The organism is Prosthecobacter algae (assembly GCF_039542385.1).
In the GTDB taxonomy this organism is placed as follows: Bacteria; Verrucomicrobiota; Verrucomicrobiia; order Verrucomicrobiales; family Verrucomicrobiaceae; genus Prosthecobacter; species Prosthecobacter algae.
Window position 1 is genome coordinate 348,467 of record NZ_BAABIA010000002.1, and the last position, 22,169, is coordinate 370,635.

Annotated in this window: 24 protein-coding genes; 13 read left to right on the top strand and 11 right to left on the bottom strand. The window is 59.9% G+C overall.

Translation table 11 applies throughout. The annotated features are described in order from the left end of the window. Window positions 1–46 precede the first annotated feature (46 nt). Window positions 47–1,228, top strand: a complete 1,182-nt coding sequence (locus tag ABEB25_RS04810) for a hypothetical protein (RefSeq protein ID WP_345735245.1) — start codon at window positions 47–49, stop codon at window positions 1,226–1,228. A 27-nt stretch (window positions 1,229–1,255) separates the two neighbouring features. Here the strand turns inward: ABEB25_RS04810 and ABEB25_RS04815 are convergent, their stop codons facing one another. Genes ABEB25_RS04815 through ABEB25_RS04825 form a run of 3 tightly spaced genes read right to left on the bottom strand, consistent with a single transcriptional unit; the run spans window position 1,256 to window position 2,895 of the window. Beyond that, window positions 1,256–1,609, bottom strand: a complete 354-nt coding sequence (locus ABEB25_RS04815) for a toxin-antitoxin system YwqK family antitoxin (RefSeq protein ID WP_345735246.1) — start codon at window positions 1,607–1,609, stop codon at window positions 1,256–1,258. Window positions 1,610–1,647: 38 nt separating this feature from the next. After that, window positions 1,648–2,406: an exodeoxyribonuclease III gene (locus tag ABEB25_RS04820; protein WP_345735247.1), complete on the bottom strand. Its 759-nt coding sequence runs from the start codon at window positions 2,404–2,406 to the stop codon at window positions 1,648–1,650. Between the two features lie 57 nt (window positions 2,407–2,463). Then, window positions 2,464–2,895: a MarR family winged helix-turn-helix transcriptional regulator gene (locus ABEB25_RS04825; protein WP_345735248.1), complete on the bottom strand. Its 432-nt coding sequence runs from the start codon at window positions 2,893–2,895 to the stop codon at window positions 2,464–2,466. Between the two features lie 136 nt (window positions 2,896–3,031). Between ABEB25_RS04825 and ABEB25_RS04830 the strand changes: the two genes are divergently transcribed. From ABEB25_RS04830 to ABEB25_RS04845, 4 genes are all read left to right on the top strand, one after another. Then, window positions 3,032–3,712, top strand: a complete 681-nt coding sequence (locus ABEB25_RS04830) for a class I SAM-dependent methyltransferase (RefSeq protein ID WP_345735249.1) — start codon at window positions 3,032–3,034, stop codon at window positions 3,710–3,712. A gap of 7 nt (window positions 3,713–3,719) precedes the next feature. Continuing rightward, window positions 3,720–4,436: an HPP family protein gene (locus tag ABEB25_RS04835; protein ID WP_345735250.1), complete on the top strand. Its 717-nt coding sequence runs from the start codon at window positions 3,720–3,722 to the stop codon at window positions 4,434–4,436. A 277-nt stretch (window positions 4,437–4,713) separates the two neighbouring features. Further along, complete coding sequence (locus ABEB25_RS04840; protein WP_345735251.1) at window positions 4,714–5,058, top strand: hypothetical protein; 345 nt, start codon at window positions 4,714–4,716, stop codon at window positions 5,056–5,058. A gap of 115 nt (window positions 5,059–5,173) precedes the next feature. After that, window positions 5,174–5,431 (top strand): GreA/GreB family elongation factor, encoded by a 258-nt coding sequence (locus tag ABEB25_RS04845; RefSeq protein WP_345735252.1) that lies wholly within the window; start codon window positions 5,174–5,176, stop codon window positions 5,429–5,431. A 75-nt stretch (window positions 5,432–5,506) separates the two neighbouring features. Here ABEB25_RS04845 and ABEB25_RS04850 read toward each other — a convergent pair whose 3' ends face one another. Both ABEB25_RS04850 and ABEB25_RS04855 read right to left on the bottom strand, forming a co-directional pair. Continuing rightward, window positions 5,507–6,082, bottom strand: a complete 576-nt coding sequence (locus ABEB25_RS04850; RefSeq protein WP_345735253.1) for a globin domain-containing protein — start codon at window positions 6,080–6,082, stop codon at window positions 5,507–5,509. A gap of 66 nt (window positions 6,083–6,148) precedes the next feature. After that, complete coding sequence (locus ABEB25_RS04855) at window positions 6,149–6,613, bottom strand: group III truncated hemoglobin (RefSeq protein WP_345735254.1); 465 nt, start codon at window positions 6,611–6,613, stop codon at window positions 6,149–6,151. Between the two features lie 90 nt (window positions 6,614–6,703). Between ABEB25_RS04855 and ABEB25_RS04860 the strand changes: the two genes are divergently transcribed. The 3 genes from ABEB25_RS04860 (at window position 6,704) to ABEB25_RS04870 (ending at window position 9,307) form a co-directional block, all read left to right on the top strand. After that, on the top strand, window positions 6,704–7,117 hold the full coding sequence (locus tag ABEB25_RS04860) for an RrF2 family transcriptional regulator (RefSeq protein WP_345735255.1): 414 nt from the start codon (window positions 6,704–6,706) through the stop codon (window positions 7,115–7,117). A gap of 72 nt (window positions 7,118–7,189) precedes the next feature. Further along, window positions 7,190–8,113, top strand: a complete 924-nt coding sequence (locus tag ABEB25_RS04865; RefSeq protein ID WP_345735256.1) for a hypothetical protein — start codon at window positions 7,190–7,192, stop codon at window positions 8,111–8,113. A 90-nt stretch (window positions 8,114–8,203) separates the two neighbouring features. Beyond that, a complete protein-coding gene (locus tag ABEB25_RS04870; protein WP_345735257.1) occupies window positions 8,204–9,307 on the top strand; it encodes a site-2 protease family protein in 1,104 nt (367 codons plus the stop codon). A 2-nt stretch (window positions 9,308–9,309) separates the two neighbouring features. Here ABEB25_RS04870 and ABEB25_RS04875 read toward each other — a convergent pair whose 3' ends face one another. The 4 genes from ABEB25_RS04875 to ABEB25_RS04890 all read right to left on the bottom strand — a co-directional run bounded on the left by ABEB25_RS04875 (window position 9,310) and on the right by ABEB25_RS04890 (window position 13,581). Beyond that, window positions 9,310–10,194 (bottom strand): DUF58 domain-containing protein, encoded by an 885-nt coding sequence (locus tag ABEB25_RS04875; RefSeq protein WP_345735258.1) that lies wholly within the window; start codon window positions 10,192–10,194, stop codon window positions 9,310–9,312. Beyond that, window positions 10,191–11,636, bottom strand: coding sequence for a hypothetical protein (locus ABEB25_RS04880; RefSeq protein WP_345735259.1), 1,446 nt, complete (start codon window positions 11,634–11,636; stop codon window positions 10,191–10,193). Before ABEB25_RS04880 ends, ABEB25_RS04875 begins: the two co-directional genes overlap by 4 nt. After that, complete coding sequence (locus ABEB25_RS04885; protein ID WP_345735260.1) at window positions 11,633–13,036, bottom strand: hypothetical protein; 1,404 nt, start codon at window positions 13,034–13,036, stop codon at window positions 11,633–11,635. The genes ABEB25_RS04880 and ABEB25_RS04885 overlap by 4 nt, the downstream gene beginning before the upstream one ends. A 134-nt stretch (window positions 13,037–13,170) precedes the next feature. Continuing rightward, window positions 13,171–13,581 carry a DoxX family protein gene (locus ABEB25_RS04890; RefSeq protein ID WP_345735261.1) on the bottom strand — a complete coding sequence of 137 codons (411 nt, stop codon included), beginning with the start codon at window positions 13,579–13,581 and terminating at the stop codon, window positions 13,171–13,173. 288 nt (window positions 13,582–13,869) lie between these two features. Here ABEB25_RS04890 and ABEB25_RS04895 point away from each other — a divergent pair, with 288 nt between their 5' ends. The 5 genes from ABEB25_RS04895 (at window position 13,870) to ABEB25_RS04915 (ending at window position 19,265) form a co-directional block, all read left to right on the top strand. Next, window positions 13,870–16,074 (top strand): protein kinase family protein, encoded by a 2,205-nt coding sequence (locus ABEB25_RS04895; protein ID WP_345735262.1) that lies wholly within the window; start codon window positions 13,870–13,872, stop codon window positions 16,072–16,074. A 71-nt stretch (window positions 16,075–16,145) separates the two neighbouring features. Then, entirely contained in the window at window positions 16,146–16,664 is a 519-nt protein-coding gene (locus ABEB25_RS04900; protein WP_345735263.1) for a sigma-70 family RNA polymerase sigma factor, read from the top strand. Next, entirely contained in the window at window positions 16,661–18,100 is a 1,440-nt protein-coding gene (locus ABEB25_RS04905) for a DNRLRE domain-containing protein (RefSeq protein ID WP_345735264.1), read from the top strand. Before ABEB25_RS04900 ends, ABEB25_RS04905 begins: the two co-directional genes overlap by 4 nt. A 104-nt stretch (window positions 18,101–18,204) precedes the next feature. Then, entirely contained in the window at window positions 18,205–18,516 is a 312-nt protein-coding gene (locus ABEB25_RS04910; protein WP_345735265.1) for a hypothetical protein, read from the top strand. A gap of 83 nt (window positions 18,517–18,599) precedes the next feature. Beyond that, window positions 18,600–19,265 carry a bifunctional nuclease family protein gene (locus ABEB25_RS04915; RefSeq protein ID WP_345735266.1) on the top strand — a complete coding sequence of 222 codons (666 nt, stop codon included), beginning with the start codon at window positions 18,600–18,602 and terminating at the stop codon, window positions 19,263–19,265. A 72-nt stretch (window positions 19,266–19,337) separates the two neighbouring features. Here the strand turns inward: ABEB25_RS04915 and ABEB25_RS04920 are convergent, their stop codons facing one another. Continuing rightward, window positions 19,338–20,963: a sodium:solute symporter gene (locus ABEB25_RS04920; RefSeq protein ID WP_345735267.1), complete on the bottom strand. Its 1,626-nt coding sequence runs from the start codon at window positions 20,961–20,963 to the stop codon at window positions 19,338–19,340. A 51-nt stretch (window positions 20,964–21,014) separates the two neighbouring features. Then, window positions 21,015–22,145, bottom strand: coding sequence for a glycosyltransferase family 2 protein (locus tag ABEB25_RS04925; protein WP_345735268.1), 1,131 nt, complete (start codon window positions 22,143–22,145; stop codon window positions 21,015–21,017). Between the last annotated feature and the right edge of the window lie 24 nt (window positions 22,146–22,169).

Here is a 22,169-nt window from a genome sequence, read left to right on the forward strand (position 1 = left end):
GGCACCCCCCATCTGCTCCAGCCGCCCGCTTTCAAAGGTCCTCATTATGAGCACCTGGCTCTTTGCCTTTGTCCTTTCTACATCCATTTGGGGGCAGGAAGATGCCTTACCTCCAGAGCGTTCCTTCTTCACCAAAGAAGGCCCTTGGGGGAAGATTCAGTGCTACTACTTTTATCTCGAAGCCCCGGACAGCGTGGTTTCACGCGCACCCACGCCCGACACACAGCCCCGTTGGCGCATCCCGGAAGAAAGGCTGGCAGATTTTGAGGCCCTCATTTCAGAAACGGAACTAACCAATGATTTGGTCAGCCCTTTGTTCAACCCAAGGGCCGTGATCCGGCGCAATGGAATCGCCAACCTTTTTCCCAGCGCGGCCCTCATTGAAGCTCTCAGTGAGACCGAACGGCAGCGGATCTATGCCAGGCTGGCCAGCTACCCTCATAACGAATTTTATGAATTCCCCATCTTCTTCTTGGGCGGGAATGTGGACGAATGGGCTCAGGATTCTGGCCTCCGGCCGGAGCTCATTTCCGCCATTCGCCACCTGTCGTACCACCGGGGAGACACCCTCGCTTTCAGTGACATTCCCCTCTTACTAGGACTGGCCGAATCGAACTCGGAAGCCCAGCTTATCAAAAAGAAGCTCACCCGCACCCGCACCCTGATTGCCCGCCTGGAGGTAAACCCTGGCAGCAATCTACCGGAGATGCTCGACTATTGGTCCACCGGACTGAACCTCCGGCGCAAGGAGCTGGAGCCGCTCTTCCGAGCCACCGCCGCCGTGTCTGGCATTGAGCACCTGGACCTCCTCCATGTCCTGCCTGCCCTGCCCCGCAAACTGCTGTACACCTTTCCAGGCGACGACTTCACCACGCACATCCGCTTCCCGGACTGCCACTGGACGACGCTGAACTTCTTCAAGTTCACGGCACAGGACTACTACCTGGACTCCCACCTCGCCTCCAGCGCGGTATTGGAAAACTTCCAGCAAGTGGAGGCCCCTTATCGCTTTGGAGATGTGCTGATGTTCATCAATCCCAAAGGCAATGCCTTCCACTCCTGCATCTACCTGGCAGATGACCTCGTTTACACCAAAAACGGGGCCAATCCCCTCGTTCCCTGGACCCTGCTGGAACTTAAGGACCTACAAAAAATGTACAACCTCGATCTTGGCCAGGGTATGATTCAAGGATACCGGCACAAACAGGGTAGGCTGGAATCCGAATAAGCCACCAAGGCTTATCCTCCCATCGTGCTATTTGACGTCGTAGTGCTTCTCGCTCACCGATTTGTCGCGCTCATAAACCTGCTCCTTCATCAGCTCGCCGCTCTTTGACCAATAGCGGTTCAGGCCATGGCGCTGGCCCTTTTCAAAATGGGTCTCGGTGGAAAGCTGCCCGTTCTCCCACCACTCGCGGACGACTCCATGCAGCCTGCCTTCGGTGAAGGGGTATTCGCCTTTGGGTTTGCCATCCTTATGCTTGTCACGCGCCAGGCCGGAGAAGGGTTTACCATTGAGAAAGTAAACGTCATCCTGCCACTTCAGTTCTTTGTAAGTTGCCTCCGTCGGCTTCGGCGGCTCAGCTCCGTGCAGAGTTGCGGCAATCATGACTACGGCGAAAAGAAACGTTTTCATAACGGGAAATGTCAGGGCTGGATCACCATTTCGACAGGGCAATGATCACTGCCATGGATGTCGTCCCGGATCGTGCATGAAGTGATAGCAGGACGCAAGCCTGCGGAAGCCAGCCAGTAGTCCAGCCGCCACCCGATGTTCTTGGCCCGCGCATCTGGGGTGCGCTGTGTCCACCACGTGTAGCGTCCAGGCGATTTGTCGAATTCGCGGAAAACATCCAGAAACCCGGCCTCCAGATGCTGGGTGAAACTGGCACGCTCTTCATCGCTGAATCCTGGATTCATGCGGTTGGACTTGGGATTGGCCAGATCGATTTCCTGGTGGGCACAGTTCAGATCGCCACAGGTCAGCACCGGCTTTTTCTCCTCCAGCTTTTTCAGATAATGGCGAAAGGCCGCATCCCACTGCAGGCGGTAAGGCAGGCGGGCGAGTTCCGCCTTGCTGTTGGGCGTATAGACCGTGACGAGATAAAAGTCTGGGAACTCCGTGGTGATGACACGGCCCTCGCGATCGTGTTCGCCGATTCCCAGGCCCAGGGTGTGGCCCTTCCATGGCACCCGGCTGAGGATGCAAGTGCCTGAGTACCCTTTTTTCTCCGCACTGTTCCACACCGCCTGGTAACCGGACAAAAAGGCCAAGTCCACCTGGGATTCCATCGCCTTGGTTTCCTGCAGGCAGATCACATCGGCGTCGCTGCCGAGGAGATATTCACGCAGGCCTTTGTTCAGGGAGGCACGGATGCCATTGACGTTCCAGGTCGAGAGTTTCATGGGCCCATTTGCTAGGCCCGGCTGCGTGTTTGTTCAACTGCGGATGACAGTCTCCATTCAGCTGTCCCCTTCCCCGCCGGTCATTTCCTCCAGCAGTTCCCGGAGTTCCGGGCCGATGCGTCGCAGCTCCTCCTGATGCACGGAAGACAGCCCTTCCAGCAGCCGCTCCCCACGCTTAGTCAGGCTGACGAAAACCTGACGGCGGTCCTCCTTGGAAGGCTCCCGAGTCACCAGCTTTTCCGCCGTCAGTCGGTCCACCAGCCCCACCGTGCTGTGATGGGCGATCTGCAGCCGCTCCGCCAGCTCCCCCACCGTCACCCTGGCTCGGCCGGGAAAGCCCTTGATAGCCAGCATGGCCTGGTGCTGCTGCGGTGTCAGCCCCGCACCCTGGGCCGCCTGCTCGCTGAAGCGCAAAAACTGCCGGAGGGCAAAGCGGAAGGCGGCGAGGGTTTCATACTGGCTCTGGGAGATTTTTCGGGGCTTGGGCATAGCTGCGTGATGCCGATGAATCACGAACCATGCCAGGATTGACTTTTATCGTGTCACGATATAATCGCAGGGCCATCATTTTACCTGGAGCCTGCACCTCCGCTTCTCAGTCCCTGGAAATTTGCTGCTCCTCCTCATGAGTTTCGATACCCTGGCACCCCACTATCACTGGATGGAATGGTTGTTTGCCGGGAAGGAACTCCAGCGTTGCCGCACCGCCTTTCTACCCATGCTGCATCCCCCTGCCAACGCCCTGATTTTAGGTGAGGGTGACGGGCGCTTCCTGCTTGAGTACCGTCGCGCCTTTCCTTACGCGAGGGCGACGGTGGTGGACTCCAGCGCAGGCATGCTGCAGCGGACACTCAAACGGCTCGCGCAGGCCGGGTTCGCACATTCCGGCATCACTTTTGTGCAGGCCGATGCGAGGGAATGGCAACCTCCCGAAGCCACCTTTGACCTCATCGTCACCTGCTTTTTTCTGGACTGCTTTCGTGAGGAAGAGCTGCGCAGCCTCATCGTGAAAATGGCCCGGGCCGCCACCCCCAATGCCCAGTGGTTGCAGGCAGATTTCCAGGTGACAGGCCCACCGCTGAGCCGATTCCGCTCGTGGCTGACGTTGCGACTCCTGTATGCTTTCTTCCGCAAGGCCACAGGCATCACCGCCTCCGCTATCACCCAGCCAGACCCCATGCTCTGCCGCGAGGGTTTTGTGTGCCGTCAGCGCAGCGTCAGCGACTGGGGCAGGCTGTACAGCGATTGGTGGGCCCGCCCCACGGAGGCTGCCAGTCTCTCGGACAAAAGCCCCGGCATTTTTTAAACGCCCTATGGAATCATGGAAAGAAAAGCTCGGCATTGAACTCAGCGCCGTCAGTTACAAGGAAAAGCTCATTTCCACCGCGGGTGGGATCCTCTCGATCTTCCTCCTCATCCTGCTGGTTCAGCACGGGCTGGATGGCACGGACGGCAGTCTGGTGGTGGCCTCCATGGGAGCCACGGCGGTGCTGCTTTTCGCCGTGCCTCACGGCCAGCTCTCCCAGCCGTGGCCCGTTATCGCGGGCCATGGACTGTCCGCACTCGTCGGTGTTCTCTGCGCACGATACATTCCTCATCAGGCGGTCGCAGGTGCCTGCGCGGTGGGCCTGGCCATCGGGGTAATGCACCAGTTCAAATGCATCCATCCACCCGGAGGAGCCACGGCCTTGATGGCGGTCATTGGCGGCCCCGGCATTCGTGATCTGGGCTTTGGCTTTGTGCTGTTTCCCATTCTCACCAATGCCCTCATGATGGTTGGCTTGGCCGTCCTGCTGAACCTCTGCTTCCGCTGGCGGCGCTACCCAGCCTTTTTGACCCATCGTCCCCGGCGACCCAAAGGGGCCAAGCCGGAGCCGACCCATGAAGAAATCGTGGCTGCGCTCCGCAGCCTGGACTCGTTTGTGGACATCACCGAGGACGACCTCATACGCCTCTGTGAACTGCTGTCCGTCCCTCAAAAGACAGCGCCAAAGAGAACGCCTGAAAAGAGGCAGGCGGCTCTCACCTAACCAACAAAAGAACCAAAAGAGGATGTGAATGGCTTGCCTTTGGGCGAAGCCGTGTTATTCTTTTTCTCATCGTGAACAAAGAGACGCCTCACAATAGCCATCGCGCCTGCACGGCAGCGAAAGGCATGGGCGTGCCCTTCTGCCACCGCCTGGGCGCAAGCCGGGCGTGAGCGGACAGCCCTGGTGTTCTTCCGGGCTGCTCCGCACCTCTCAACTGGCATTCAGACAAACTCCGCTGCGCGCCTGATGGCATCGCCGCGATTTCTCTTTTCACATCATGAATCATGTCCATTTGCAGAAGGCCCCCGAGGCCTTCCCCTCGTCTCTTGCATCCTTTGTCAGCAGGCTCATTACATCTTTGAAACAAACCTGGCAGGGGCTGGAGGATCCTCCCGTCCATGTCGGCAGCGCACTGGATGCGCCTTCGCATGAATCGCTTTGGAAGGTCACCGGCACCCTGACCTGCCAGGCTGATTTTGGCAGGCTCACCGCAGAGTCCCGTCACTGCATCCATGCAGCGACTCAGGAAGCTGCGCTGGCCGAAGCCACCCAGCGGATGCTTGAGGCCCACCCTGACTTCGCCATCTCCAGCCTGAAGGCCGTCAAGGCCGCCGAAGGCTGATCCGGCGCTTCCCACGGCTCCCCTGACACCCGGCATTCCGACCGGGAGGGAGAGTCCATGCCTTCATTCCAGGCCTCCGACCTGGCATCACTTCACGTTTTCAACCTAACAAACTATGTCCAAAATTCATTATTACGACCGCGTACGCCTACGCTCCCTCAATGCCATCGAATCCTCCGAGGATGATGACCTTTTCATCCAGATCGTCTATCCTCATGAGGCCAATGCCGTCGCCGGCCGCATCTCTGCCGATGCCCCCGTGGGCAGGGCCGCCCTGCACCGGAAAGAGGGCGACACCATCACCTTCAAGGCCCAAGGCCAGCGCATGGCCATGCAGATCATCAGCATTGAAAAGCACGCCCTGACTGCCTGACCGGAATCCCCTAACCAAAAGCATGCCCTACCGGCCATCACACCGGTAGGGCATCTCATGGCCAGGCTCCCAGGATCAGGGCTTGGCAGACTGTGGCCGGTTCAGCACTGCATCGCGGGTACTGCCGACGATGGCCATCGCCTGGGCAATGAGCGCAGGATCCACCTTGAGCTCCTGAAGCGTGGCCTGCAAATGCTCGGCAATGGCATCAAAATGGGTGTCATTGAGACCGTCCAGGTCGGCATGTGCCGTGCGCAGATCCTTGCCCACATACGGGTTTGGCCCGCCAAGTGCAGCGGCCAGAAACTCCTTCTGCTTCCGCTTCTGCTTGATCATGCTGATGTCTTCGAAGTAGTGGTTCACCCGTTTGTCGGCCAGCACCTTCACATAGAAAAGCTCCACTGCCGCCTCAAGCGCCGCCTTGCCTCCCAGCTTTTGATAAAGGCTGGCCGCACGGTCTGCTTCGAATTTCTGGCGGCTGGCTTCGTCGGCGAAGGCGAAGGTCTGATCTTCATAAACCCAGGTGATCTTCGGATCTGCCGCCTTGCCACTGACCGGGCAGGTGGTGTTGAGCGGCTTGGGGGCAACGGGCTCCGCGGCAAAGACTGTGAGGCAAAGGCCGAAGGAGAACAGGAGGACTGCTTTTTTCATGGTAGGGGTGGTGTTGGGTTGGGTTCACGCGCTTTGCCGGGTAAGGGAAAAAACGCGAAAGGGTGGTCAGCTCTGACCGGCAGCGGCATAACGAGCACGCTGTTCTGGAGTCAGCCCGACAGGGTGGGCGCTATGATCTGCATCGGGGTTGATCCGGCGATGGATCACCTGAGCCATGTCGGCCGCGCAGTTTTTGATGTGGTCGGCGTTTGGCCCCGAAAACAGGGAGTCCACCGTGCTTTGAAAAATCTGCAGCCAGCGGTCAAATTGAGGCCTCCCCATCGCAGTCAGCGGCACCAACCGTGCATGCACCGCCAGCGGATTGCCCGTGTAACCGCCGGTGCGAAAAATCACCTGCTCCCAAAAGGCGTACATCTTTGGCAGATGCGCAGCCCAGTCCGTATGCGCCACCTCACTGAAAATAAAACCCAGAACATCGTCGCCCCGCACACGATCATAAAAGGCATTCACGAGCTGCTCGATTTCGGCACGGCCCTCGAGGTCTGGGAGATGAGAACTTGTGCTTTGCATGTTTTAATAGGTATATTAAATACCTATTTTGAAAAGCGTTCTTTCAATGACTTTCAAAAAGGCTTCCTTATATCGTCAGTTCCACCCGCTTTGCAGCTCACCTACCACACCGACTACGCCCTCCGGCTGCTCATCTACCTGATGAATCATCCGGATAAAAATGTGACCACCCGGGAGATGGCTGACTTTTATGGCATCTCCCTCAATCACCTCACCAAGGTGGCCAAAAGGCTGACCCAGGGCGGTTGGCTGAAAACGAGCCGAGGTGCCGGTGGCGGGCTGATGTTGGCCGCTCACACCCCTGGCACCAAGATCGGAGAGATTGTTCGCCTGATCGAAAGCGGAGACTTGGTGGAGTGTTTCACTCCCGCGACCAATAGCTGCCCCATCACGCACAATTGCCGCCTCAAGCCCCTGCTCTACCAGGCTCGCCGCGCTTTTTATGACGTACTGGATACACAGACGGTCCGGGAACTCGCCTCCCATGAAAGCCTGATTCCCTAGCCTGCAAATCCAGGCTCACTCAATGCCAAGGCGGGAGGATCATGCAGAGGCAGACCATGCTTGATTCGATGCATGGACCATCACTCATACTCCCACCCTCGGTGGTTGCGCAGCCTCAGCCTGGGCACCTGTGCAGCCGTTTCACTCATCACCGCCGCCCAGGCCGGCACTCCGGACATCTCCGCCAAAGCTCCCACCACCCCGGTGGAAGCAGTGAGCTGGAAGGAGCACACCATCTCACCCGTGGCTAATCCCTTCTTCCATGAAGATGCGGTGATCCGGTCAGAACTGCGCCCCGTCTTTGTTTACCACAACATTGACGATTCCTTCCTCGGCGGTGGCAATGCCCAGCTCTACGCCTTGCAGATCCGCTACGCGCTGACAGATCGCCTGGCCATCATCGCCACCCAGGATGGTTACTTTGACATCAACAACGATGCCATCGCCAATCCTGAAGGCTGGATGGACCTGGCCCTGGGTCTGAAGTATGCGCTCATCGATGATGAAGCCCACCAGTTCATCCTCACCCCAGGCTTCACCTTCAAAGTCCCCACAGGGGATCGCGAAGTCTTCCAGGGGCGTGGGGGCGGCGAATGGGACCTCTTCATGGCGGCCCAAAAAGGATTCGGAGACTTTCACCTCTCAGGCAATCTGGGCCTGCGCCTGCCTAACAACAGCGATGAAAACAGCACCCTCGTCCACTACAGCCTCATGGCGGACTACTACACCTGCCGCTGGTTCATTCCCTTCCTGGCCTTCAATGCCTACACCGTGGTCAACGAAGGCAACAACATCGCCCTCAACAGCGAAGGTTACGATGTCATCAACTTCGGCTCCAGCGGCGCCGATGGCGTGACCCAGGGAACCCTCGCGGTGGGCTTCCGCTCGCGCATTTTCAAAAATGTGGATCTCGGTCTCGCCTATGAAAAAGCCATCATCGAGCCAAACGGCCTGACCGATGACCGATTCACCCTCGACGTCAGCATCCGCTTTTAATCCTCGATCCTCTGTCTGAATCCGGGCGCATGGAGAAACCCTCCATGCGCCCTTTGCATCCTGGCATGGCGCGTGCAAGGTGCAGGCCGTATGAAATGGTCTTTCAAAATCGCAACGGTGGCTGGCACGGAGGTCCGCATCCATGTGACCTTCTTCATTCTTCTGCTCCTGGTGGCCGTGCAGGGCATGGGCGGAGGTCAGGGCACCGCAGGGGCTGTGGATGCCCTTCTGTTTGTGAGTGCCGCCTTCCTTTGCGTGCTGCTGCATGAGTTCGGCCACGTCTTTGCGGCGCGCGGTTACGGCATCCGCACGCCCGACATCACGCTTTTGCCCATCGGCGGGGTGGCGCGGCTAGAGCGCATGCCCAGAAAACCTTCGCATGAGTTCGTCGTGGCCATCTGCGGCCCCCTGGTCAATGTGGCCATCGCTGCGGCCATCAAGCTGGCGCTGGGACTCCAGATGGTGGTGAATCCCGAGTACCGGTTTGAGCAGCCCGGGCATTTCTGGGAGAAACTGATGCTGTGGAACCTGCTCATGGTCGCCTTCAACATGATCCCTGCCTTTCCCATGGATGGCGGCCGTGTGCTGCGCGCCTTCCTGGCCATGTTTACCGACTATGGCCGCGCCACCCGCTGGGCGGCCACGCTGGGCCAGGGCATCGCCCTCACCGTGGCGCTGTGGATGCTGTTCTCCCGTGAATTCCATCCCGTGCTGCTCCTGATCTCCTTCTTCATCTTCATGGCCGCTGGGCAGGAGGCCGCCGCCGTCACTCAGGAAGAGGCCACGCGAGGGCTGCGGGTGCGCGATGCCATGCTCACCGATTTCCGCACCCTGCCCCAGGATGCCTCGCTGGGAGATGCCGTCGTTCATCTGCTTGCCGGCAGTCAGCAGGATTTTCCCATGTTGGACCCCGGTGGCAACATGCTGGGCGTGCTCACGCGCAACCGCCTCGTCTCTGCCCTCAGCGAACACGGCCCCATGCACCCCGCCATTCAGGTGCTGGAAACCTGCCCAGACTCTGTCACCGCCGTCATCAGCCTGGGAGAGGGCCTTGAGAGGCTGCGTGCCACCCCCTGCCCTGCCATGCCGGTGATTGATCCCGTTTCAGGCAAGCTCGTCGGCTTGCTGACGGCGGAAAACGTGGGCGAGGTGCTCATGGTTCGTGCCGCCTTGCGCGGTCGCAAAGAGACCTGACCTCAGGCCGCCTCAATGCCGCCGGAGGGAATCCCTTCCGTCCGCAGCGCCTCCACAAAGCCCAGCCCAGCAGGCACCCTCACCAGAGCCACACCGTGCTTGGCCACCGCCGTTTTCCAAAGCTGAAAATGACGGGCGTAGGCCTGAAGATAACGCCGGAGAATGTCCGGCTCGATCCGGTGTTCATGCAGATGCGTCGTCTCAGCATCCTGGAATTCGTAATTGCCATCCCAGGCCGGGCTGGCCTCCTCTTCGGCAAAGGGTGCCAGCACAATGCCCCGGCCATTGCGCTGACTCAGGCAGCCTAGCAGGGTCTCAGGCTCCGCCGCAAACAGCAGATCGCTGATGAACAGCCGCAAAGCCCCGGCACGCAAAGGCAGGCGGGCCAAAGCAGGAGCCTCGGCACTGGCGGGCAGGGAGGAAAGTTCCGACGGCCAGCGCCCCGACAAAAGCAGGTCCGTTTCCAGCATTCTGTGCCCGGCACCGCGTACGACAAAACACCGCAGCGTGGCCCCAGTTTGCAGGCTCGCCTCCGCCGCATAGGCCAGCAGTTCCAGCACACGCTGCTGTTTCGCCGGGTAGGCAAACATGGAGTCCGACACATCCAGGATCAGGTCCACCAGCGGGCGGACTTCCTCTCGGTAGAGCTTCATCGTGTAGGTGCCCGTGCGGGCATAGGCCTGCCAGTTGATCTGGCGCGGATCATCCCCGGGAATGTAAACGCGGTGATCCTGAAAATCGAGACTGCTGCCCACGCCCGTGCCCTGGAATTCACCGCTGTGGCCCCGCCAGCGCTGCTGGCGAAAAGGCAGCTTCAGCACACGCGCCCACTCCCGCGCCTGCGCCTGGAGCCTCTGCAGTTCGGCCATGTCAGGCAGTGTGTTCATGAACTTTTGGAACCGTCATCCAGCTCCTTGGCCTCAGTTTCCAAAAGGGCGTAAACCTTGTTTTCACGGGACACCAGTGCCAGGGCCGCCACCAGCCAGCCGATGCCGACCAGGGCGGTGGCCACCAGGATTTCGTCCTTAAACTGGTAATGGTTTGTCATGACAAAAAGCCCGGTCACCGGAGTGATGCACCCAAGAAAACTCCCCGTCTTGGCGTCGCTGATATTCACAACGATGGACAGCAGCACACCCGCCACCCCCAGCCCCATGTTGACCACCCACCAGTTGGCAAAACGGTTGGTCTTGTTGATCCGCAGGCAGACCGGCAGCACCGCCGACAGCAGCATGCAAGCGACCCATAAAAACGACTCCTCCAGATCCGACCCCGATCTTTGGACGACATAAAGGGTCAGCATGCCCAGGTTCAGCGCGCCTAACAAAGAATAAAACCACACTCCGCTCGCCCAGCCAGGATACAGCAGGCGGCCCGGCTTCCCCCACCTCACCAGCCCCTGCACCACGCTGGGAAAGCGCGGCATATCCTCCGTCAGCACATCCACCCCCACCACGAAAGTCAGAACAATGGAGGGTACATAAACGAAAAAGAAAGCGCCGTCATCTGAGTGAAAACACAGGGCCGTCCCCACAGCGGCCAGCAGGCCCAACACCGCCAGATGGATGAGCCTTTTGCCCGTGCTGTGGTTCTCGGAAATGGGGGCGATCCGCGAGGCTCCGAGAGCCAGAAGAGTATAAACCCCATAGCAGGAAACCAGCAGCAGCCCGCCGACGATGCCCACCTGCTCCCACATCCTAAGGGCGAGAAACTCGCTCAGCGCACGGTCACCGCCGGACTCATTGATCATCACAAAAACGAAGGCCGTCACGGGGATGAGCGAGAACAGAAGACCCACTCCCAAAAACAGGCGCAGGATCACCGAACGCTGGGAGGAAAAAGCCACAAACGCGGCCGTGGCCAAGCCGGATGCCAGCACAGTCACCAGCAGGGCGATGCCCTCCTGGAAGATTTCCACCCCGCCAAAATGATACCGCCCAACCATGTAGGGCAGCAAGGAAACGGCGAGCAGCAGCGACTGGCTGAACAGCGCGGACCACTTCCCAAAAACGATCCTCAGCGAGGGGATGGAAGTCAGCGTCAGCATATCCATCGTCCCGCTGCCAAACTCTCCCGACAGGGTGCCAAATCCCCGCAGCGGCAGCGCGACCAGCAGCGCAGCCAGGGCAAAACCCCAAAAGAGATTGCCGATCACCTCCATGTCCACCCCGAGAACTCCTGAACCTACGATGAGGATCATGCAGAGTTGGATCACCGTCAGCACCGAAGTGAACATCCGTGTGCGCAGCCCATGACGCAGCTCCTTCACCACCATGGGGCTCAGGCGGTCGTCAAAGTCACGCAGGAGGGTCAATGGAGACGTGTTCATGATCTGGCCAGTTGATGGGCTTCCAGGCGGGCCGGACGAGTTTGGCGGAAAGCCCGCAGAGCGAGGAGGAGCAGCAGGAAAGGCCAGACCCCGTTGGCAATGAGGCCTAGATCGTAATAATTCATCCCCGCCGTACTGCCGTGATGGGGCATGGACATGGTGTTGATGGGGAAGAGGCTGCTCAGCCACTTCAGCTCCTCCTTACGGGAGGATGTTTGGACCATGAAAATCAGCATGGTAAAAAAGGCCAGCATGCATGCCCCAGCAAAGGTGGCGCTGAGGTATTCACCCGTGCGACGAAAGGCCAGCAACTGGGCGAAAAATACCGAGGCCCACATGCAGCAGCCCACCAGCCAGATGTTCGCTGCATCCGGCCCTCTGACCAAGGCGATGCAGATCCCCGCCAGTAGCAGAGAATACAGAAAGCCATGCATCCAGCCAGGGGCCAAAAAAAGCCCCGCCAGCCGGCCCCACCAGCCGCGCTTGAAGAACGGCAGATAAATGGAGGGCAGCTTGCGCACATCGTCCGTCATGGCATCCACGCTCGCCACTACCAGCACCACCACCAGCACCTCGGGGAGAGCTGAGGACACCGAGGCCATCCCCGCCACCAGCCACGCCATCAGCACCATCAGAAACAGGGCCGCCAGATTCACCAGACGCTTGATCACCGGCAGCATGGAGGAGGCAGGCGCGATGCGGGAGGCGCCAAAACTCAGCAGGGCAAAAATCAGCCAGGCCGCACCGAAGATCCAGCCTGCATACTGCCACCCCATGGCCGTGGTGGTGGTGCCTCCGGAAGCCATCGTGCGACTCATCGTCCCCATGAGCATCCAGCCCACCGAAGAAACGCCGCTCAGCAGCAGGGGCACGGCGATGAAAATGGCGCGTAACCAAAATTGCTTTTGCGTGGAAAGCGCCACGACGCCGGCCGTCAGCACCGCGCTCGCCACCCACTGGAAACCCAGGGTGAGGATGTCCTGAAACAGGTCTGCCCCGCCGTACACATATCTGGCCACGATGTAGGGCACCACGCTCACCGTCACTAGCAGGGACTGCACAATGATGGAGGCCCATTTGCCCAAAACGATGCGCCCGGCCGACAGCCGGGTGAGCACCAGCATGTCCATCGTGTTGGCCTTCATCTCACCCGCCAACGCGGAAAAACCGCTCAGCGGGAAAATGAAGTACAGCACAAAGACCAGCAGGCCATCCATCAAGCCCCGCACCTCCGTCCCGTTCGATGAGGCATCCCCCATCAGCGTGATGAGCACCAGCAGGGCATGCAGCACTAGCAGCACCCCGCCAAAGAGCCGTGTCCGCAGCCCCTGACGCAGCTCCTTCACCACCATGGGCGAAAGCAGGTCTGGAAAATCAGTGAGAGGAGTGACGGTTGTCATGAGAGTTCACCACCAGAGATCTGATATCGCAGGCCATACTTCCCGGCCACACGGCGCAGATCCGATGCCACCAGCACAGTCACAAAACACCCGAAGAGGCGCTGGCAACCTCTCTTGGCATTCCCTGAGGGGCCTCACTTTCCGTCAGCGGCATACTTGCCACCGCCAGCAAACACCAGCGTGGCAAAACCGATGAGATAAACCAAGGCCAGCTCCCCTGATCCCGGGCCCGAGAGCACGCCTTTGTGCTGGATGAAAAATGCCACCGCCATGGTGATGGCCAAGTTCAGCGCGGCAAAACGGGTGAAGAAACCAACGATGAGCAGGACCGAGCACACCACTTCGGCAAAGATCGCCATTCCCAGGCTGATATTGGAAGGCACGATATCAAACAGCCGCATAAAACCCGGTGCCTTAGCACTGAAATTTTGAAACTTGTCCCAGCCGTGCAGGATCAGCATGGATAAACCCATAGAGACGCGCAGGATGAGCAGCCCAAGATCCACGGACTGGGGGACAAAAGAAAGTCGCAGGAGATTCATCATAGAGGCCTCAGAATGCGGCAGGCCTGGCACCTCCGGCAAGCTGAAAGATTGTCACTTCATCCGCCTCATGATGAACGTCCCACCTTGCGCGCTGTCCACTCACTTGAACCCTTTGCGGCTCAGCCGTTCAGGAAAGCTTCATGATTTGGCCCGTTTTCTGAAGATACTGTACTCACCAGCTCTGGCCAGAACGTCGGACAGCTCAATTCATGTCAGATTGAGTCTGTGGTTGAAAAGCTCGCCTCCGAGCGGACACTTGGCACCATCCTTTCTTCCCCACGCAGTCCCATGCCGGAACCCAGTCTTTTCAGGCACTATCAGATCGTCCAGGACGCGGACGGGAATAACGTCGAATTGCTCCGCGATGCTGACCAGGTCGCCGTGCTCGCCTTCGATACCCTGAAGCAGGAGTTCGTCCATTGCCACGTTCTGCTGGAGCCGCTGGCGGACAAAGCCGCCTTTGAAGAGGCCTGCCGCCGTCTCCAGGCCCATGGCCACCCCCTGCTTTCCAGGCTGCTCGATTCTGGCGAAGACGAGGGCAACCCCTTCTACATCACTGGCAATGTGGATGGCGAGACGCTGCGCTCCTACCTCGCCCGCCAGCAGGAAATCCCCGGCTGGCTGGCGGTGATGATCGCCTGCCGCGCACTGGAAGCCGTGATCGCCCTGGTCGAAAACACCGATTGCCTGCCCGAAAACGTGCTGAATGGCCTGCGGGTGGTCCAGACAGGTTCCCAGCAGGTGCAGATCCAAATGGCCGATTATCGGCTCCTGACCGGTGAAGCCGCCAAAGCCAAGGTTCTGAAACCTGCCTTTGAAAAGTCGGCTAAACTCCTGCGCACCTTCTTTCAGGAACAGTCTGGCGGCGGCCCTACTCTGCCCGACCAGTTACTGCCCGGCGCTGATTTCATGGAACTGCTGGCCGCCTGCCTTGCAGCGGCTGCCCGGAGTGTGGTCACCGCCTTGACCGATCTCAAGAACGCCCTGCAAAAGCTGGCTCCGGACCAGCTCACGGGAGAAATCCCCACCGCGCACAAACCCCGCGCCCTGCTGGCTCCTCATTTTGCCAGCTACCAGGAAGTGGCTCGTGGCGTGGTGAATCTCATCCGCATCCAAAGCCAGCGGCTGGACATGGCCAACCCTTACTCCATGCGCGGCACCCTTACCAAGACGGGCCGCACTGTGCTGGTGGAGCAGGTGCCCCCGCCCCGCCTAGTGGGCAGCAGCGTCCGCGCCATGGATGACCAAGGCTTGGCACTGGCCAAAAAGCGCGAGTTCCCCAGCCTCATCCCCATGGTCCTCCTCCACGAAGGAGATGAGATCACCTGCCTCGCCGAGGAACTTGTCGAGGGAGTTAGCTTAGCCGATCTCCTCCGCGAACGGCGCGCACTGAGTGTGCATGAGGCCTATCTGGTGCTTGCCGGACTCGACGGCGCTCTGGATTCCTTGGAAAAATCCGGCCTGGATCCCAAACGCCTGCGGCTGGAAGACATCTTCCTGCTTACCGGGTTCCCACGGGAGGATGCCCGCACGGCCAAGCTGCTGCTGACGAAGCTCAACGAATGGCCTGCCTTTTCCATCGTCCTGCGGGCCCACCCCACCCTGGCCTCCATGGCCGGACGTGGACTGGATCCCGCCGTCCTGCTCCCCACGATCAAAGCCCCCAGGCCCGGCCTCTGGAACGGAGCTTGGCTTTCGGCCATCGGTCGCTTCCTCGTCGGGCTTGCGCCTCTCCCTGGCCACACGGGCGAGCCACCTGGAGAGCGGCGGGAACGCGAAGCACTGGCCCGTCTTTTTGATGAGGAAATCCATCGCCAACGCGAGGGCAAAGTCTGCCTGCGCGAAGACTTTCTGGCCCGCTATGCCCGCATCGTGCAGCATCACGAAACGGTGAAGCCCGCTGCGGCCCCTGCCTCAGAGCCTCTGGGACTGCAGCCCAAAGCCGGTGCCCGCACTCGCACCATCTCCGCAGACCCTGCCGCCAATAAGCCGACCGCACTTGAAGGAGCCCCCCAGGCACTCACTAGCGGTTTCGCTCCTGTTTCAGAAAAGCCCACCATTGGCTTTGCCGAGCTCCTTTTCCGCGACACCTCCGTGACCGAGAGCGGTGGCAGGCATGACTGGGCCAAAACCGCCGCCGATGCCCCGCCCACCATCAACCCAGGCGAGGTCCTGCTGCCCCCGAGCGAGTTTGTGCCGTTCTGGCTGCGTGCGGCCGTCTTCCTGGGTGGTTCCATCGTCATCGGTGCCATCCTCGCCCATGCCTCCGGCGATGCCTTTTGGCTCAAACGCCCCGTGATCAAGGCGGTGCCCGTGGAAAATACAGCGCCCCTCCCGGCCACAAAATCAGGGGCACGCCCCCTGGCGCCTGAACCGCCTCGCGGCCCGGCAGCCCCGCAGATCAGCGTCCCCACGTTGCCGCCGGAAACACCGCCTGCCCGCAGCCCCAGCCTGCTGCAGCCGCCCAGCTCCACCTTGAAACAAGATCTGTAAAAAGAAGGATTCGCAGGCCAACGGACCACTTTTTTGTCCAATCCGAGCGATGACAGGCCTATCCTCCTGGAATGGCCGATGACAAGACCACCATCTTTCTGGAATTGCTGACCACGCATGAGCGGTCACTTTCCCTCTATGTGCATGGCTTGGTCCCCCGCGACAGCGAGGCCGAGGACATCCTGCAGCAGACCAAACTGCTGCTGTGGAAGCACTTCGATGAATTCACCCTCGGCACCCATTTCATCGCCTGGGCACGCAAGACCGCCTTTCACCAGATCCTCAGCCATCGGCGGCTCAAAAAGCGAGCGCACCTGCCCCTGGATGAAGAGGCCCTTGAGGCCCTGGGCCACGCCGTGTCTGAACTGGCCGACGAGGGCTCCTGCCGCCAGGATGCCCTGCGCACCTGCCTGGCCAAGCTCCCCACCGAGCATCGCCAGATGGTGAACCTCCGCTACTTTGACGAACTGGAGATCGAGCAAGTGGCTGACCGTATCAACCGCACCGAGGCCGCCGTTTACCGGGCCCTCAGCCGGGTACGCATGAGCCTGATGCAGTGCATGCAGAAACAGATGGAGGCCCAACCATGAAACCCGACGAAACCTGGTATTGGCTGGAACTCTGGGAGCGCGCCCAGGACCACGCCGTGAATGAGGAGGAGCAGCGCCAGCTCAACGAGGCGCTTATTCACCAGCCAGAGGTACGTCGGCTCATCGCCGAGGCCTCCCTGATGACCGCAGAAATGCGCACAGGGTACTTCAGTGAAGAGGCAGACCCGGCCCCGGCCGCCGCCAGCCTGACAAACTCGCGCTTATCTTCCCGCCTCGCCCGCATCCTTCTACCGATGGCCGCCGCCGTCGTCTCCGCCGGGGCAGTCTGGCTGATCGCCCGCGAGCCCGCCCCCGTGGCGACGCTGGCCAAAGCAAGCGACTGCAAGTGGGGCAACAGCGCCCTGCCCACGCTGGAAGGAGCCGACCTACAGCCCGGCATGCTGGAGTTGCTGGATGGCATCGCCACCTTGAAATTTGCCAGCGGGGCCGAAGTCGCCCTCGAAGCGCCCGTGACACTGGAAGTCATCTCCGCCATGGAATGCCGGGTAAAAAAGGGCACCGTCGTGGCCGAAGTCCCGCCTCAGGCCAAGGGCTTCACCATCCACACGCCGGATACCAAAGTTGTGGACTATGGGACCCGCTTTGGCGTGAGTGCCGGGGACGATGGCAAGTGCCTCGTTCACGTGATTGAGGGCTTGGTGGAGGTGGAGCGCCAGGGCAAACCCGGCCGCCAGGAACTGCGGGCAGGAGAACGTGTGGACTACGGCGGCTTTCTCCACAGCGCCACCTACCCAGATGCCAACGACCAGGCGGAGCAGCCGGAGCCGGGCCGCTGGCTCCCCGGCCCGATCAATGACCTGGGCGATGGCTGGCAGATTCTCACCACAGCCTATGGCCAGGGCAAGGACACCTGGATCCAGTCCGACCCGAAATACCACGTCACCGGTCGGGAAGCCTACGTGCGCATCAAGCACAGCACGCACAACACCAATCTGGAAAGGAAGGCCTACCTGGGCTTTGACCTCAGCCGCTTCCAAGGAAAGCGCATCGCCGAGGCCGAGCTGACCCTGCATGTGGAGCCCAGCGACCTTGGATTTGCTTCCCTGGTGCCGGACGCCGTTTTCTCCATCTATGGCCTCACCGAGGAAACCCAGGATGCCTGGGATGAAAAAGAGATCCGCTGGGAAAAGGCCCCCGCTCATTCGGAAGCGCAGGAGCACCGGGTAGCCCCAGTGGCCAGCCAGGCGCGGAAGCTGGGGGAACTGCACATCCCCCAGGGCACCACGCGCGGAGCCTTCACACTGAAGGGTGATGTGCTGGCGGACTTCCTGCGCACAGACAGCAATGGCCTCGTCACCTTCATCGTCATCCGCGATACCGACGAACATGCACGCAACGGCCTCGTTCATGCCTTTGCCACCAAGGAAAACACCCGCAACGCCCCCCCGATGCTGAAAGTACGGACGGAGGAGTAAATCGAGGAAACTTACTGATTTATAAATACAACCTTTAGGTTAAATCTAAAATCAAAGTGAATGTTTGGTTGACCGCTTCTTGGACAAATCCTACATGACGACGCATGAAAGTCTCAATCTACTGCCTCCTTCTTGTCACTTCCTGCCTCAGCCTGACGAGCTGCAAAACCTTTCTCTACGGCTCCAATGACGTCAATTGGCTAGGCGTAAAAACCAGCCCTCGTAGCAGCACAAGCCGCCCATCTTACAGCAGCGGCTCCAGCTACAGCGGGGCGACCTACAGCAGCGGTGCCCCAGCATACACGCCCAACTACTCAGCAGGTCCAGCCCCCTACTCCTCGGTGGAGTCCCAGGACCAGAAAATGCGCAATTACGGGCAGCAACTGGACCGCCAGATCAGCCGTCAGACGTGGTGATCTGATCCCAGCAGCCTGAAATAGCGCAGTATTATTTCACGGGGCGTGTTGCCATCAAGGCCACGCACGGCTTAAATTCCGGCATGAACCGCGAAGTCGTCGAAGCCCAAGTGCGTGCAGTCCTGCCCCTGGACGGCAGTTTTGCCGTTTTCCTGGGAAATTCGGACAAGACCTTCGTGATCTATGTGGATGAGTCCGTGGGCACGGCCATCTCCATGTTCATGCGCGGCGTCTCCAAAGACCGCCCTTTGACTCATGATTTGTTAGGCAGTGTCCTACTAGCCTTTGGTGCCAAGGTGGAGCGCGTCATCATCAATCATGTGGAAGGCAGCGTTTTCCATGCCCGCATGATCCTTTCTGCCTCCAATGAGCTGCATCAGAAAAAGCTCATCGAACTGGATGCCCGCCCCAGCGATAGCATCGCCATGGCCGTGCAGCAGGGGGCGCCCCTGTTTGTGGCCCGCAAGGTGTGGGACAGTGTGGAAGACGTGACCGAGACCCTGGCCCAGATCGAAAAACGCGGCCTGGAAGAAGCCGCCGCTGCCGAAGAAGAGGAAACCTCCGATGACGAGGAGGAGGAAGACGAAGACCTCGAAGAGATCGACCCCGATGACCTGGATCTGGAGGCTCTCGAAGGCCTGAGCCTGGATGAAGAGGATGATGAGGACGAAGCGGACGACGGCTACAGCGACGGTTATACGGGCTCCGATGATGACGACGACGAAGGCGAAGAATGGAAAAAATCCTGATTTGTTTCGGAGCCTTGTCTCTTCGCCATGCAACCCAAGGCTGAGGCGACCCGCCTCAGCCGAGCCCGACCGCTATTTTTCGGCCAGGTAACGATGCCGCTGCATGCCCAGTGAGGTAGGGAAAGAGACGGCCACAGCAAAGGTCACGACGGTGCCGAAAAAGATGCGCCACGGGAACTCCACCACAGGCATCCAGTCTGGACGTGATATCCCCTGCCCCCAACCCACCGTGGCCGCCAGCCCTTGATCCAAACCGCTGAGGTAAGCCACCACCAGAAACCCCGCCAACATGCCGAGTCCATTGCCCAGGTCATTGCCACGGGTTTTGGTGAAGAGGCCGACCATGAAGACGCCTAGCAGAGAGCCATAGGTATAACCAAAAACACCGAGAATGATGGGGATGATGCGCAGGCTGGGATTGTGCGCTTTGACCCAGGCTGTCGCCAAGGCCACAGCGATGAGTAGGAAAGCAAACAGCACGGTGCTAAAGCGCAGCACGCGGACCTGACCCGCATCGGTCTCAGGCTCACCAAACCAGCGGAAGTGGAAGTCACGGGCATAACTGGTAGCGAGTGAGTTCAGTGCCGTGCTCAGAGACCCCATGGCCGTAGCCAGAACCCCGGCGACAACCAGGCCACGCAGGCCCTGCGGCATCACATTCAGGATGAAGTAGGGGAAGACCTGACTGCTATCCACCGCACCTGCTGCGTTCTTTGGCAGCAGTTCAGCCGGGTTTGCCTGGAAGTAAACATAGAGGAGGATACCGATGCTCAGCACCATGAAATTCACCGGGATATCACAGACTCCAGAAAGGATGGTGGCCACGCCGCTCTGGCGTTTGTTTTTGGCAGTCAGCATGCGCTGAACCATGTCCTGGTCGGTGCCATGAGTGGCCAGAGTGACAAAGGTGCTGCCGATGAACGCTGCCCAAATGGTGTACTCCGTCTCCAGGATGCCTTTCACCCAACCCCAGGCCCCTGGATGAGCAGGATCCGGACGGCCCCAGTCAATGACCATGGGTTCCTGGATGGCACCTTCAAGAGCCCCCCAGCCTCCGGTGTGACTGAGCAAGTACCAGAGGGCAAAACCCAAGGCTGAAAAAAGTACGCCGATCTGAATCACATCCGTCCAAATCACGGCACGAATGCCACCCAAGGTGGTATAAATCGCCGTCAGCACCGTGATGCCCACCAACGCGGCGGCATAGAGCCAAAACTCCTGCATCGGGGTGGTGTCTGGATTCACAAACAGCTTCCATCCCAGCACCAGAATCACTGTAGGCACCCAAAGACGCGATCCGCTGGCCAGCAACCGGGTGACCAAAAAGATGCCTGAAGCCCAGCGCCGTGTCAGCGGCCCGAAACGAATGCCCAGGAATTCATAAACGCTCACCACGCCATAACGATAATAAGCCGGAATGAAAACGGCACTCACCACCAGCCGGGCCAGGAGATACCCCGCCATGAGCTGAATGTACGTGTAGTTACGCAGGGCGTACCCTTCCCCAGGAGCCCCAAAAAACGTCCCGGCGCTGATCTCCGCCGCCAGGATGGAAGCGAGCACCGCCCACCACGCGATCTGCCGGTCTCCGAGGGTGAACCCCTCCAGGCTGCCACTCTTGCTGCGCTGGGACAGGCCAATGCCAATGATGATCCCAAAGTAGGCGAGGATGACGAGCGCGTCGATAAGGTAGGGCATGCCTGCAATCTCGCAGGAGATGCCCCAGGTCGCCAAGAAATTTATGCAGACTTAACCCAGACGCCCTTTACGCAGGATGTGCACGCCCAGAAGGCCAAAGGCGATCACCGCCGGCACGGCCAGGAAGTGCAGCCAGATGACCAGTGGCCCCGCCTCATTCAGGCCGCCAAAACCAGAAAGGGCCCAGACGGTGAACAGCCAGGCGATCACCCCGCCGATGGCGGTCAGCAAACTCGCGAGCAGGAAGAACAGGCTGCCTTCATCCATCTCGATGAGCTTGCGCGTGATGGAGCGCGGCTGCTCCGTCTTTTGCAGGAACATGGCCGCCGACAGCATGTAGATCTGCGTGCCCAGCAGCGCGGCCAGCATCAGCAGGACCTGGCTGTGGATGTTGAAGATGTTCAGACCCGCCAAGTTGATGGGGCCAGTGAAGGCGGCAATCGCCTGCAGCACGGAGGCCAGGATGATGAGGGTCAGGCCCTTCAGTTCAAACAAACGTGGCCGCTCGGACAGGATGAAAAGCAGGTGGCGCATGCCATCCCGCCAGGTGCGCAGGTGTGGCACGCGGTCCACGGGGGCAGGGCGCAGACCGGAGACGATTTCCACCGTGCTGGCCTTGTGCTTGAGGGCCTTGATTAGCAGTTCGGAGGCGAATTCCATGCCGCTCGCCCGGATGTCCCAGGTGAGGTAAGCCGTCTTTTTCAAGCAGCGGAAGCCGGAGTTACAGTCACTCAGCTTGCCTTTGAAAAGCAGGTTGATCAGCGTCGTCAGCACTGGAGTGCCCAGCGTGCGATGCAGGAAAGGCATGGCTCCGGGCTCAATCTTCCCCTTCATGCGGGAGGCGATGCCCATGTCCGCATCCGCCGCTGAGGTGGTTTTATACAGCTCCAGGGCATTCTCGTAAAAGTAGGTGCCATCGGCATCGGCAAACATGACGTACTTGCCTTCTGCCGCCTCAATGCCCCCACGCAGGGCCGCCCCGTAACCACGCTGCGGCACTGGGACCACACGGGCACCCAGACCCGCGGCAATCTGCCGGGAATCATCCGTGCTGCCGTTGTCGGCGACAACGATCTCGTACTTCAGCGAGGGATCGGACTCCAACGATGCGCGGACCGCATTGATGCAAAGTGCAATGGTGCGGCTTTCATTGAGGCAGGGGAAGACGAAGGTCAGGTCCATTGGGGTGATTGAATGGCGAGACTG